The organism is Nocardioides sp. (assembly GCF_044226765.1).
Classification (GTDB): Bacteria; Actinomycetota; Actinomycetes; order Propionibacteriales; family Nocardioidaceae; genus Nocardioides.
Genome location: NZ_JBGAGJ010000016.1, coordinates 25,260 through 38,881, shown reverse-complemented (window position 1 = coordinate 38,881; position 13,622 = coordinate 25,260). Strand labels below are relative to the sequence as shown.

Annotated in this window: 10 protein-coding genes; 4 read left to right on the top strand and 6 right to left on the bottom strand. The window is 73.6% G+C overall.

Annotated elements, in window-relative coordinates; genetic code table 11:
* Window positions 1-4 precede the first annotated feature (4 nt).
* Window positions 5-1,102 (bottom strand): 1-deoxy-D-xylulose-5-phosphate reductoisomerase, encoded by a 1,098-nt coding sequence (locus tag ACILRH_RS22120; protein ID WP_395696236.1) that lies wholly within the window; start codon window positions 1,100-1,102, stop codon window positions 5-7.
* A gap of 111 nt (window positions 1,103-1,213) precedes the next feature.
* Here ACILRH_RS22120 and gabT point away from each other — a divergent pair, with 111 nt between their 5' ends.
* The 3 genes from gabT to ACILRH_RS22105 all read left to right on the top strand — a co-directional run bounded on the left by gabT (window position 1,214) and on the right by ACILRH_RS22105 (window position 5,917).
* Window positions 1,214-2,557: a 4-aminobutyrate--2-oxoglutarate transaminase gene (gene gabT, locus ACILRH_RS22115; RefSeq protein ID WP_395696235.1), complete on the top strand. Its 1,344-nt coding sequence runs from the start codon at window positions 1,214-1,216 to the stop codon at window positions 2,555-2,557.
* Window positions 2,558-2,827: 270 nt separating this feature from the next.
* Window positions 2,828-4,096 (top strand): cation:proton antiporter, encoded by a 1,269-nt coding sequence (locus ACILRH_RS22110; RefSeq protein ID WP_395696234.1) that lies wholly within the window; start codon window positions 2,828-2,830, stop codon window positions 4,094-4,096.
* A 33-nt stretch (window positions 4,097-4,129) separates the two neighbouring features.
* Complete coding sequence (locus tag ACILRH_RS22105) at window positions 4,130-5,917, top strand: amidohydrolase family protein (RefSeq protein ID WP_395696233.1); 1,788 nt, start codon at window positions 4,130-4,132, stop codon at window positions 5,915-5,917.
* Between the two features lie 30 nt (window positions 5,918-5,947).
* Here ACILRH_RS22105 and ACILRH_RS22100 read toward each other — a convergent pair whose 3' ends face one another.
* On the bottom strand, window positions 5,948-6,079 hold the full coding sequence (locus ACILRH_RS22100; protein ID WP_395696232.1) for a hypothetical protein: 132 nt from the start codon (window positions 6,077-6,079) through the stop codon (window positions 5,948-5,950).
* Between the two features lie 532 nt (window positions 6,080-6,611).
* The gene (locus ACILRH_RS22095) at window positions 6,612-7,529 is read right to left on the bottom strand and encodes a LysR family transcriptional regulator (RefSeq protein WP_395696231.1); all 918 of its coding nucleotides are present in this window, start codon (window positions 7,527-7,529) and stop codon (window positions 6,612-6,614) included.
* A 116-nt stretch (window positions 7,530-7,645) separates the two neighbouring features.
* Between ACILRH_RS22095 and ACILRH_RS22090 the strand changes: the two genes are divergently transcribed.
* Window positions 7,646-8,272, top strand: a complete 627-nt coding sequence (locus ACILRH_RS22090; RefSeq protein ID WP_395696230.1) for a hemerythrin domain-containing protein — start codon at window positions 7,646-7,648, stop codon at window positions 8,270-8,272.
* A gap of 5 nt (window positions 8,273-8,277) precedes the next feature.
* On the opposite strand, the gene ACILRH_RS22085 is transcribed toward ACILRH_RS22090, so the two are convergent.
* The 3 genes from ACILRH_RS22085 to ACILRH_RS22075 form a co-directional block, all read right to left on the bottom strand.
* Window positions 8,278-11,805, bottom strand: coding sequence for an ATP-binding cassette domain-containing protein (locus tag ACILRH_RS22085; RefSeq protein ID WP_395696229.1), 3,528 nt, complete (start codon window positions 11,803-11,805; stop codon window positions 8,278-8,280).
* 111 nt (window positions 11,806-11,916) lie between these two features.
* On the bottom strand, window positions 11,917-12,741 hold the full coding sequence (locus ACILRH_RS22080) for an ABC transporter permease (protein WP_395696228.1): 825 nt from the start codon (window positions 12,739-12,741) through the stop codon (window positions 11,917-11,919).
* Complete coding sequence (locus ACILRH_RS22075) at window positions 12,741-13,589, bottom strand: ABC transporter permease (protein ID WP_395696227.1); 849 nt, start codon at window positions 13,587-13,589, stop codon at window positions 12,741-12,743. Before ACILRH_RS22075 ends, ACILRH_RS22080 begins: the two co-directional genes overlap by 1 nt.
* Between the last annotated feature and the right edge of the window lie 33 nt (window positions 13,590-13,622).

Sequence of the window (13,622 nt, the reverse complement as noted above, 5' to 3'; positions counted from 1 at the left end):
CCTTTCACGGGGCCTGCTCGATCAGCTGTCGGGCCGTGTCGCGGGCCCACGCGTCCGCGTCGAGGATGTCCTCGAGCGTCACCTCCGAGGGTACGTCGTGGCGGCTGAGAACCGCCTGAACCACCTCCACGATCCCGGTGAACGCCAGCCGGCCGTCGCGGAAGGCGGCCACGCACTCCTCGTTCGCGGCGTTGTAGACCGCCGGCGCGGTGCCGCCCCGCTCCCCCGCCGCCCGGGCGAGCGCGACCGCGGGGAAGGCCCCGTCGTCGAGGGGGAAGAACTCCCAGGTCTCCGGGCGTGTCCAGTCCACGCTCGGGGCGGCGTCGGGCACCCGGTCGGGCCAGGACAGGCCGAGCGCGATCGGGATCAGCATGGTCGGGGGGCTGGCCTGCACGAGCGTGGAACCGTCGACGAACTCGACCATCGAGTGCACGACGCTCGTCGGGTGCACCACGACCTCGATCCGGTCGAACGGGATCCCGAAGAGCAGGTGCGCCTCGATCACCTCCAGCCCCTTGTTGACCAGGGTGGCCGAGTTGATGGTGATGACGGGGCCCATGTCCCAGGTCGGGTGCGCCAGCGCATCGGCCGGCGTCACGTCGGCGAGCTCGGCCCGCGTCCGGCCGCGGAACGGTCCGCCGCTCGCGGTCAGCACGAGCCGGCGTACCTCCGCAGGCGTCCCGGCGCGCAGGCACTGCGCCAGGGCGCTGTGCTCGGAGTCGACCGGCACGATCTGTCCGGGCTTCGCCCGCTCGAGCACCAGCGGGCCGCCCATGATGAGCGACTCCTTGTTCGCCAGCGCGAGCGTCGTGCCGGCGTCCAGCGCCGCCAGGGTCGGGCGCAGCCCGACCGCCCCGGTGATCCCGTTGAGCACGACGTCGCAGTCCCGCGAGGCCGCCTCGACGCTCGCGTCCTCCCCGAGCCCGGACCACAGCGCGGGGTACGACGCCGACCACTCGGCCACCTGCTGCTCGAACAGCTGCGGGTTCGACCCGCCCGCCGTCAGCCCGACCACCCGGAACCGGTCCGGGTTGGCGCGCACCAGGTCGAGCGCCTGGGTGCCGATGGACCCGGTGCTGCCGAGGATGACGACGTCTCTCACCGACCCAGTGTCCCGTACGCCTCCCGGTCCACTGAATCCGCTGCTCCTGCAACGGATTCGTCAGCGCCACGCCCTCCCGAGAACGGAACCGGTTGGTCTACGCTCCTCGGCATGACCGATTCTGCTGTCGGCGGCCCCACGCTCCCCCAGGAGCGCCGCCTCGTCACCGCGATCCCCGGCCCGGCCTCCCTGGAGCGGCTGGACCGCAAGAAGGCGTACGTCGCCGACGGCGTCGGCACCACCCTGCCCGTCTTCGTGGTGGCGGCGGGCGGCGGCGTCCTCGTCGACGTCGACGGCAACTCGCTGATCGACCTCGGCTCCGGCATCGCGGTCACCTCGGTCGGCAACGCGGCGCCGGCGGTGACCCGCAACGTGCACGCACAGGTGGACGCGTTCACGCACACCTGCTTCATGGTGACGCCGTACGACGGCTACGTGGACGTGTGCGCCGCCCTGGCCGAGCTCACGCCCGGTGACCACGCGAAGAAGACCGCGCTGTTCAACTCCGGTGCGGAGGCGGTCGAGAACGCGGTGAAGATCGCCCGCGTCGCGACCGGCAAGGACGCGGTCGTCGTCTTCGACCACGCCTACCACGGGCGCACCAACCTGACGATGGCGATGACGGCCAAGAACATGCCGTACAAGAACGGCTTCGGGCCGTTCGCCGGCGAGGTCTACCGCGCGCCGATGTCCTACCCGCTGCGCGACGGCCTGTCCGGCGAGGACGCCGCCCGCCGCGCGATCGACGTGATCGACAAGCAGGTCGGCGCCGCCAACCTCGCGTGCATCGTCATCGAGCCGATCCAGGGCGAGGGCGGCTTCGTCGTGCCCGCTCCCGGCTTCCTGCCCGCCCTCGCGGCGTGGGCCGCGGCGAACGACGTCGTCTTCATCGCCGACGAGATCCAGTCCGGCTTCTGCCGCACCGGTGACTGGTTCGCCAGCGACCACGAGGGTGTGGTGCCCGACATGATCACCACCGCCAAGGGCATCGCCGGTGGCCTCCCGCTCGCAGGCGTGACCGGACGCGCCGAGCTGATGGACTCCGTCCACGTCGGCGGCCTGGGCGGCACGTACGGCGGCAACCCGGTCGCCTGCGCCGCGGCCCTCGGCGCGATCGAGGAGATGAAGGACGGCGCGCTCCACGTGCGGGCCCGCGAGCTCGGCGACCGGATGCACGCGCGCCTCGAGGCCATCGCGGTCGACCACGACGTGATCGCCGAGATCCGCGGACGCGGAGCGATGATGGCGATCGAGCTGTGCGCGCCGGGCACGACCGACCCGGACCCGGCGCGGACAGCGGCCGTCGCGGCGTACTGCCACCAGCACGGCGTCGTGACCCTCACCTGCGGCACCTGGGGCAACGTCTTCCGCTTCCTGCCGCCGCTGTCGATCAGCGACGCGCTGCTCGACGAGGCGTTCGACGTCGTCGCGGAGGCGTTCGCCGCCACGGCGTAGCCGCCGGCTGCCGGGTGCGGCTGTCGGTTACCGGCCGCTGCGGCCGCACCAGCCGCCGCAGCTTCATCATGGTCTGCTGCTGGACCTGCACTTTCCACGGCCTGCCCACCATGGGAGGTGCAGGTTCGCCTGCATCCCGTGATGAAACTGCGACGGCCGGGGACCACAGGTGCGAGCCCGGCCCCGCCGCACGCTCGACCGGTGCAGACCAGTCGGCCGCCGGGCGCAGGTCACACCTTGGGCCACCCGGAGAACGGGTACCCCGACCCGGTGACGTCCGATCTCGTCTACCTCGTCGCCGGCGGCTGCCTGCTGCTGGCCGTGGTGCTGCCCGAGCTGCTCGACCGGTGGGCGGTGTCGGCGCCGATGGTGCTGGTCGGCGTCGGGCTGCTGATCGGGCTCACGCCGCTGCCCGACGGGATGCCCCTGGACCCCCAGTCCAACCGCGCCACCATCGAGCACGTCACCGAGCTGGCCGTGCTGGTCGCGCTCATGGGCGTCGGGCTCGCCCTGGACCGCCCGCTGGAGGTGCGACGGCTGGCCTCCTGGCGGCGGTGGGGTGCCACCTGGCGGCTGCTCGGCATCAGCATGCCGCTGGCGATCGCGGCGGTGGCGCTGCTCGCCTGGGCGCTCGGGGTCCCACCCGCCGTCGCCCTGCTCCTCGGCGCCGCGCTCGCACCGACCGACCCGGTCCTCGCCTCCGACGTCCAGGTCGCGGGGCCGCAGACCGGCGACCTCGAGGTCGACGAGGACGACGAGGTCCGCTTCACCCTGACCTCGGAGGCCGGGCTCAACGACGGCCTCGCCTTTCCTTTCGTGTACGCCGCCATCCTGCTCGCCACCGAGGGCGCGGTGTCCGGCTGGGCGCTGGAGTGGGTCGGCTGGTACCTCGTCGGCAAGGTCGTGCTCGGCGTGGTCGCCGGCATCGTCGTGGGACGCCTGCTCGCCTGGGCGGCGTTCCGGTCGCGGACCCGGTCGCTCCGGCTCGCCGAGCGGGGTGAGTCGCTCGTCGCACTGGCGGCGCTGGTGTCGGCGTACGGCGTCGGCGAGGTGGTCGGCGGCTACGGGTTCCTCTCCGTCTTCGCCTGCGCGATGACCTTCCGCTCCGCCGAGCGCAGCCACGACTACCACGCCGCGATGCACGAGGTGACCGAGCGGCTCGAGCGCCTGCTCACCCTGTTCGTGCTGCTGGTGCTCGGGATCGCGCTCACCCGCGGGCTCCTCGCCAGCCTGGACTGGCGAGGCGTCGTCGTCGCGGTGCTGCTGGTCGCGGCGATCCGTCCGGTCGCCGGCCTGGTCGGCCTCCGCGGCTGCCTGGAGGACGACGAGCGCCGTGCCGTGGCCTTCTTCGGGGTCCGCGGCGTGGGGTCGATCTACTACCTCGCCTACGCCGGCGGCCACGCCGAGTCGCTCGCCTCGGACTGGCTGTGGTCGACGGTGACGTTCACGATCGTGCTGTCGGTCTTCGTCCACGGCGCGCTGGCGGCGCCGGTCATGCGCCGGGTCGGTGCCGAGGTCCCGGTCCGGACGAGGTCTTGACGCGCGTCAACTAGAACCGGTTCCATCCAGGTCATGAGCTTCGACGCGATCATCAAGGGCGGCCGCTGGTTCGACGGGACCGGCGCCCCCTCCGCGGTCCGCAACCTCGGGGTGCGCGACGGGCGGGTGGTCGCCGTGACGACCGAGGACCTGGACGAGACCGGGTGCCCCGAGGTCGTCGACGCCGCCGGCAGGTGGGTGCTGCCCGGCATGGTCGACATCCACACCCACTACGACGTCGAGGTGCTCGACGGCCCGGGCCTGCCCGAGTCGGTGCGCCACGGCGTCACCACCATCCTCGTCGGCTCCTGCTCGCTCTCCACGATCCACGTCGGCGGGGTCGATGCCGGCGACCTCTTCGGCCGGGTCGAGGCGATCCCACGCCAGCACGTGATCCGTGCGGTCGACCAGCACCGCACCTGGTCCAGCGCCGGCGAGTACGCCGACGCCCTCGAGTCACTGCCGCTGGGGCCCAACGTCGCGGCCTTCATCGGCCACTCCGACATGCGCACGGCCACGATGGGGCTGGACCGGGCCACCCGCAAGGACGTGCGGCCGACCCGCCGCGAGCAGGCCCGGATGGAGCGGATGCTCGACGAGGCCCTGGACGCCGGCTTCGTCGGGATGTCGGCCCAGCAGCTGCTCTTCGACAAGCTGGACGGCGACCTGTGCCGCTCGCGCACGCTGCCGTCGACGTACGCGAAGGGCAAGGAGATGCGCGGGCTGCGCGCCATCCTGCGGCGCCGCCGCCGAGCGCTACAGGCCGGCCCCGACGCCAGCCACCCCCACACCATCGTGGTCCAGGCGCTCCACTCGATCGGCTGGCTGGGTCGCCCCGCGCTGCGCACCAGCCTGCTGTCGGCGGCGGACCTCAAGGCGATCCCGTTCATCATTCACCTGATGCGGCCGCTCGCCTGGCTGGTCAACCGTCTCGGCGCCGACTTCCGCTGGCAGCACCTGCCGGTGCCGTTCGAGGTCTACGCCGACGGCATCGACCTGGTGATCTTCGAGGAGTTCGGCTCCGGCGCGGCCGCCCTGCACCTGCAGGAGAAGATCGCGCGCGACGAGCTGATGCGCGACCCGGCGTACCGCCAGCAGTTCCGCAAGGAGTACGAGCGCAAGTACGACCCCCGTGTGTGGCAGCGCGACTTCTTCGACGCGGAGATCGTCGAGTGCCCCGACGCGAGTGTGGTCGGGAAGTCCTTCGGCCAGGTCGGCGTCGAGCGCGGCGGCAAGCACCCGGTCGACGCCTTCTTGGACCTGGTGCTCGAGCACGGCACCGCGATCCGGTGGCGCACCACCATCAGCAACCACCGGCCCGCCGTGCTCAAGAAGCTCGCCCAGGACCCGGGCATCCAGCTCGGCTTCTCCGACGCCGGCGCCCACCTGCGCAACATGGCCTTCTACAACTTCGGGCTCCGCCTGCTCAAGCACGTGCACGACGCCGAGCAGGCGGGCCGCCCGTTCATGTCGGTCGAGCAGGCCGTGCACCGGCTGACCGGCGAGCTCGGCGAGTGGTACCGGATCGACGCCGGGTTCCTGCGCCAGGGCGACCGCGCCGACCTGGTCGTCATCGACCCCGAGCACCTCGACGCCACCCTGGAGGAGTACCGCGAGGCGCCGGTGGAGCAGTACGGCGGCCTCTCGCGCATGGTCAACCGCAACGACGCGGCCGTGCCCGCGGTCTTCGTGAGCGGGCGGCGGGTGGTCGCCGACGGCGAGCCCACCTCGCTGCTGGGCCACGAGCGCACCGGTCAGTTCCTGCGCGCCGAGCGGGCCGGTGCCGCCGTACCGGCTCCGTCCGCGGCACGCAGCGCCTGACTCGCAGCGCCTGACCTCAACGCCTGACCCTCAGCGCCGTGCGCGGCGCTCGCGGACCTTGGCCACCGCGGCCTTGATCCGCGCCTGGTTCTGCGGCTTGCGGGACTCGTCGTAGAGCTTCTTGCCGATCCCGATCAGGGCGGCGGTGCGCATCAACCTCATGGCGCTCCCGTACCACCCGGGCGCTCCCGGCATGCGGCCCCGGCTGAACCCAGGCGCGCCCGCGGGACGTCATACGACCCGGCTGCCCCAGCAACCACCCCGCATGACATCCCAGGCCCGCCCCCAGGACGTCATACGACCCGGCTGCCCCAGCAACCACCCCGCATGACATCCCAGCCCCGCCCCCAGGACGTCATACGACCCCGCTGCCCCAGCAACCACCCCGCATGACGCCCCAGGCCCGCCCCCAGGACGTCATACGACCCCGCTGCTCCAGCAACCACCCCGCATGACGCCCCAGGCCCGCCCACAGGACGTCATACGACCCGGCTGTCCGGGCGACCACCCCGTATGACGCCCCAGGCCCGCCCCCAGGACGTCATACGACCCGGCTGCCCCAGCAACCACCCCGCATGACGCCCCAGGCCCGCCCACAGGACGTCATACGACCCGGCTGTCCGGGCGACCACCCCGTATGACGCCCCGCGGCCCGGGTGCAGGGAGGACCGGGGCCGGGCCGACCGGCGGGTCGTCAGGCTCCTCGGCCACCGTCACCGCCACCGCTCCCGCCGGAAGCGGCGGCGCGCGCGGACTCGACGAACGCGGCGACGAGGGGCCGGGTGTCGGTGGCGCGCCAGCACACGGCCAGGACGGCGGGGCCGAGGCCCCGGACCGGCCGCGTGACGAGGCCGTCGGGGAGGCGGGTCAGCATCAGGGCGGGCGACGCCGCCACCGCCAGCCCGGCGCGGACGGCCGCCCACGAGTCCTCGAAGCCGCTGATCCTTGCCCCCACCCGCGCGGGCCGACCGACGCGGTAGTCCGCCAGCGTCCAGTAGTCGCGGACCCGCGCGTCCATCTCGTCGATCCACACGAACGGCTCGTCGGCGAGGTCGGCCGCACCGACCTCGGCCTCGGCCGCGAGCGGGTGGTCGGCCGGCAGCACCGCGAGGCGCTGGTCCTCCAGCAGCGGTACGACGGCGAGCCCGTCGGGCGCCGGCAGCCAGGCGAGCGCCACGTCGGTCTCGCCGGATGCCAGGCCGGTGCTGGCGTCCTTGAAGTCGACGTTGCGCAGCGCCACGTCGACCTCCGGGTGCGCCGAGCGGAAGGACCGCACCACGTCGGTGACCAGGTCGAGACCGGAGACACCGCGCATCCCGACCGTGAGGCCGAGGCGCTCCCCGCCCGCGGCCGCCGCCCGGGTCTCGGCGAGCGCCTGGCCCACCGACAGCAGGATCCCCGGCGTGTGCCGCAGCAGCGTCCGCCCGGCCTCGGTGAGGGCGACCGACCGCGTCGTCCGGTCGAAGAGCGGCGCCCCGACCCGGCGCTCGAGGTCGCGGACCTGCGCGCTCAGCGCCTGCTGGGTGAGGTGCAGGCGCGCGGCGGCGCGCGTGAAGTTCAGCTCCTGGGCGAGCACCTCGAAGGCCCGCAGGTGCCGCAGCTCCACGTCCACAAGCACGGATTGTAGGTCCGATCGACAGCCGGTGTTTCAGCCTCCGGCACACCGTCGCCGACGGTTGGTCCAGCCCGGCCGGCGACCCGACCGGCGGTCCACCCGAGGAGGAACCCATGAGCCCGACCCGCGTCGACCTGACCGTGATGGAGACCATCCACGACGCCTTCCGCCGCGATCTCGACCTGCTGACCCGTGCGGCCGCGGGGGCCGGTGCCGATCCCGACGCCGGCGAGCGCGTCCGCCTCGGGTGGCACGTGCTCGCCGAGCAGCTGCACCATCACCACACGGTCGAGGACGAGCAGCTCTGGCCGTTGGTACGACGCAGCTGGCGCCGCTCCCCCGACGCCCTCCAGGTGCTCGATGCCATGGAGGACGAGCACGAGCTGGTCGACCCGGCACTGGCTGCCGTCGGCGACGCGGTCCGGGAGGAGCGCTCGCCCGCGCAGGCGCTGGACCACCTGCACACCGTGGTCCGCGACCACCTCGCGCACGAGGAGGCCGAGGCCATGCCGCTGATCGTCGCCGCCGTCACCCCCCGCGACTGGGACGCGTTCGGTGCTGCGCAGGCCCGCAGCCTCGGGCTCCGGGGCGCCGCGGAGTTCTTCCCGTGGCTGCTCCAGGGTCAGGACGACGTGCGCACCGAGAAGGTCCTCGGCGTCCTGCCTCGTCCGTTGCGCTGGGCCTACCGGCGACGCTGGCAGCCGCAGTGGGCCGCTCGTCACCAGGTGCTGGTCGGCTGAGGGCGTCAGCCGGCCAGGCGGCCCCACTCACCCGCGAGCTCGTCCCACGGACCCACCGCGGCGACGCGGCCGTCTACGAGGACCACGACCCGGTCGGCCTGGGCGAGCGCCGCGCGCTTGGAGGTGGCGCCGATGACGGTCGCGCCCTGCCGGCGCAGCGCGGTCCAGAGCTCGATCTCGGTCGCCGCGTCGAGCGCGGACGACACGTCGTCGGCGAGCAGCAGCTCGGCGTCGCAGGCGAGCCCTCGGGCCAGGGCCAGACGCTGCACCTGGCCGCCGGACAGCCGGACGCCGCGGTGCCCGACCAGCGCGTCCGGCCCACCGGCCGCGGCGACGTCCGGGCCGAGCCGGGCGGTCTCCAGCGCCGGCTCGACGACCCGGTCCGCGTGGTCGAGACGCACGTTGTCGGCGAAGGTCCCCGAGAGCACCCGCGGGACCTGGGCCACGTGGGCGACCCGGCCCGGCCGCAGGAACGTCTGCGGGTCGTCGGCCGGTACGCCGTTCCACCGGACCTGCCCCGTGCTCGAGACGAGGCCGGCGAGCGCGGCGAGCAGGCTCGACTTCCCCGACCCGACCTGGCCGAGCAGCAGCACGAGCTCGCTGCGGCCCACGGTGAGGTCGACGTCGCTGACCCCGACCGTGCCGTCGTCGTGGATCGCGCTGAGGCCGACGACCTCCAGGGTGCGCAGCGGGTCGCGGACGCCCGGCTCGGGCAGTGGGGCGGTTCCGGCGACGAGGTCGACGTCCGCCGGCGGGTGCATGAGGTCACCGCCGCCGGCGAGCCGGCTCGTGGTCTGCATCCAGGCTCGCGTGCCGGGGGCCTCGGTGATGACCGCGCCGGCCACGCGGCCGAACCAGTCGAAGCCGTTGACCGCGCCCGCCACCAGCAGCGCCGTCGCCAGGCCCCAGGCGCCGGCGACGTGGAGCGCCCACGCCGCGACCACGCCGCACTGGACCATCACGATCGGGACGCCGTCCAGCAGCGCCTGCACGCGGTGCTCGCGCACCGCCGCCGAGACCCGGCCGCCGTCGACCTCCCGCAGGTGGCCGTGGACGCTCGGCGTGGACGCGGCGAGCTTGACCGTGCGGATGGAGTCGAGTGCCGAGACCAGCGACCGGCCGAACCGGGCCCGCGCCGCGGCCGACGCCGCCGCCGAGCGCCCCGCCACCCGGCGACCGAAGGAGGAGGCCAGGGACGAGGCCGCCATCACGGCGAGCAGCACCGCGCCGGCGACCAGGCTCTGCGCGAGGACCGCGGTGATCGCGGCGATCGCCAGCCCGTTGACGAAGTCGACCCAGCGGTCGGCGTACCGCGCCAGCCGGTCCGCGTCCATGGTGCGTGCGACCACCTCGCCCGGTGGGGTGCGCTCGAGGCGGTGCTGGGCCGTCTGCCCGGCGAGCACCGTCGTGCGGACCCGGAGCATCACCGCCACCCACCACCGCGGGTAGAGGCGGAACGCGACCGACATCAGCAGCGGCGAGACCATGAGCGAGGCGACCAGGGCGACGGTGAGCGGCAGCGGCTCGTGGCCCGCCTGCAGCGTCACGACCAGGTGACCCCAGATCCAGCCCGAGACCGCTCCCAGGGCACCGGTGAGCGCCGAGCCCAGGAAGAGCCCGATGCTCACCAGACCCCAGCGCGGCTCGATGACCAGTGCGGACCAGGTCGCGCGGAGCAGACCCGGGACCCGGCGCATCGGCGGTGGCGGCGGCGGGGTGCCGGTCCGCCGGGCGGTGCCGACCTGGGTGGCGAGCCCACCTCCGACGGCGGCCGGGAGCGGCGCGGCGCCGGCGCCGTCCTCGGCGGAGGCCTCGAGCAGCGTGCGGAACGGGCCGCCCTCGGCGGCGAGCAGCGAGCGGGGACCGCGCTGGACGACGCGGCCACCCTCCAGCACCGCGACCTGCTCGGCGCGCTCGGTCGTGGAGAGCCGGTGGGCGACCAGCAGGCCGGTGCGCCCCGACAGCAGCCGGTCGGCCGCCCGGACCACGTGCGCCTCGGTGACCGGGTCCATCCGGGCGGTCGCCTCGTCGAGCACGACGACGCGGACGTCGCGCACGAGCAGCCGCGCGAAGGCGACCAGCTGCTCCTCCCCCGACGACAGCGTGGTGCCACCCGGGCCCAGGAGCGTGTCGAGCCCGTCGGGCAGGCCGGCGACCCAGTCGTCGAGGCCGAGCTCGTCGACCGCGTCCTCGACCGTCGTCCGCGGGACGGGCTCGAAGAGCGTGATGTTCTCGGCGAGCGTGCCGGCCAGGATCTCGGTGCGCTGGGTGACCACCCCGACCGCGGAGCGCAGCACCTGCAGGTCGAGGTCGAGCACGTCGATCCCGCCGAGGAGGACCGAGCCGGGCTCGGGCTCCACGCCGCGCGAGAGCAGTGTGGCGAGCGTCGACTTGCCCGAGCCGGTGCGGCCGACGAGCGCGCAGGTGGTGCCGGCCGCGACGTGCAGGTCGACGTGCTCGAGCGCGAAGCGGCCCTCGACGTAGGCGAAGTGGAGGTCGCGGAAGTCGACGGCGAGCGGACCGTCGGGCAGCGCGCCACCGCCGACGGGCTCGCGCTCCGCGCCGAGCAGACCGCGCAGGCGCACCACGGCACCCAGACCGGCCTGGAGGTCCGGCAGGTGCCGGGCCAGCTGGTCGACCTGGCCGACGAACGTCGTGGTGACCAGGTAGAGGGTGACCAGCGCGGAGGTGCCGAGCTGGCCGTTGCTCACCAGGGCCACCCCGACGAGCGCGGTCGCCGCCAGCACGCCGTGCAGCAGGGCTCCGGTGCGCCGGGTGACCCGGGCCTCCAGCTCGAGCACGGCGGCGAAGCGCTCGTGGACCAGCGCCGCCAGCTCGGTCGTGCGGCGCAGCACGTGGGCCTGGCCGAGGCTGGCGCGCAGGTCGTCGCGGCCGGCCACGCCCTCCTCCATCGCGGCGGCGTGCTCGGTCCAGGTCGCCTCCTCGACCACCTTGCGCGTCGCGATGTCGGGCAGCACCCGCCGGACGCTCGCGAAGGCGGCGACCCCGGCGAGCGGGAAGAGGATGAACGCCGGCCACCAGGTCAGGCCGGCGACCAGCCAGAGCGGGCCCGAGGCCAGGAGGGTCCGGATGGCCTGCCAGGCGCTCTGGCGCAACAGGGTGCCGACCTCGTGGGTGTCGTCGTCGACGCGGTCGAGGACCTCGCCCACGGCCTGCTCGGTCAGTGCCTCCAGCGGCTGGTGCATGGCGGCGTCGAGGAGGTCGGCGCGCAGCCGGCCCTCCGCACGGTCGACCACGCCGGCCCAGAGGGTGCGCGCCCCGGTGTCGAGCGTCGCCGCACCGACCACGCACAGTGCGAGCAGCCCGACCAGCGCCCAGCTCGCGTCCTCGGCCAGCAGCCCGGCCACCAGGGAGCCGAGGGCGGTCCCGATCGCGCCGACCCCGCAGGCGACCAGCGAGACCGCGGCCGTGCGGCCGCGCAGGCGGCGCCAGTCGACCGTGCTCGCGGGCGCGGGCGGACGGCCCGGGAGGGTCCCCGGACGGTCGTCGGTGTCGAGCTGCGCGAGAGTCATGGCGAGGACCCACGCTATGTCGGGGCACCGACGGTCGTCGCCCCAATATCCCCGCGCGTCCCACGCCCGACGCCCGTCGGGCGCCGTGGTCCGGCACGGCGGGGTGGAGGGCTACGGCGAGGCCGTCAGCCCCTCCGCCTGCGAGCCGGAGAGCTTCTGGGCGAGGTAGATCGGGACCGCGGAGACGATCACGAGGACGGCCGCCACGACGTTGACGATCGGCGCCTGGTTGGGCCGGAACAGGTTCTGGAAGATCCAGAGCGGCAGCGTCTGGTCGTGGCTGCTCGCGGTGAAGGTCGTCACCACGATCTCGTCGAACGACAGTCCGAACGACAGCAGGGCGCCGGCCAGCAGTGCCGAGCGCAGCATCGGGAAGGTCACCAGCCGGAACGTCGTCCAGCGTCCGGCGCCGAGGTCCATGGACGCCTGCTCGAAGTTGCCGCCGAGGCGCTGGAACCGGGCCTGGACGTTGTTGAAGATCGTCACGATGCAGAACGTCGCGTGCGCGATGATCACCGTCCAGAGGCTGAGCTGGATCCCGAGGATCGTGCGGAACCCGTTCTGGAAGGCCAGACCGGTCACCACCCCGGGCAGGGCGATCGGCAGGATGATCAGCAGCGACACGACGTTGCGCCCGAAGAACCGGGTGCGCCGCAGCGCCATCGCGGCCAGCGTGCCCAGCATCAGCGCGACGGCCGTCGCGGCGCACGCCACCTTGACACTCGTCCACAGCGCCGAGCGGGCGCCCTGGCTCTCCCAGGCGAGCTGCCACCAGTGCAGCGTGTAGCCCGGCGGCGGGAACCCGAAGGTGTTGTCGATGTTGAACGAGTTGACGACGACCAGCGTGAGCGGGACGTAGACGAAGACCAGCACCAGGGCCGTGATCCCCAGCAGGCTCCGGCGCAGGCCGGGCGAGATGACCGTCGGGCGCGCCATCACAGGCTCTCCAGTGCGCCGGTACGGCGGGCCGCGGCGAGGTAGCCGAGCATCACCACGATCGGGATGGTCGCGACCGCCGCCGCGAACGGCAGGTTGTTGGCCGCGCCCTGGTTGTCGTAGACCACGTTGCCGAGCAGCTGCGTGGTGCCACCCACGATCTTGACCGCGATGTAGTCGCCCATGGTCAGGGAGAAGGTGAAGATCGAGCCCGCGACGAAGCCCGGGAAGGCCATCGGCAGCACCACCCGGCGCAGCGTGTGCACGGAGCCGGCGCCGAGGTCGGCGGACGCCTCGAAGAGCGAGTCGGGCACCCGCTCCAGGGCGGCGTACACGGGCAGGATCATGTAGGGCAGCCAGAGGTAGGCCAGCGTGACGGTCGTGGCCGCCAGGCCGTAGCCCGGGGTGCTGAGCCCGAAGGGGTTCAGGATCCACTCGATCGGTCCGTCGGCGGAGAACATGCCCCGCCAGGCGTACGCCTTGACCAGGTACGACGCCCACAGCGGCATGAGGACGGCGATGACCAGCAGCCGCTGGGCCCGGGGCGAGGCGATCTTGGCCATGTACAGCGCGATGGGGAACGCCAGCACGGCATCGATCACCGTGACCAGCGCCGCCAGGCCGATCGTGCGGACGGTGATGGTGCGGTAGACGTCGACGGTGAAGAGCGTGCGGAAGTTCTCCAGCGTCCAGACCCGGTCGATGGTCCCGGTGAAGTCGTTCTGGGTCCACAGCGACGTGATGAGGAGCGCCCCCAGGGCCCCCAGGTAGGCCGCTCCCAGCCACAGCATCGGTGGCGTGAGGAGCAGGCCCACCCGGAGGCCCGGGCGGCGGTCGAGGATCGACAAGGTCGGGTCAGTCCTTCGTCGAGACGGTGGTCA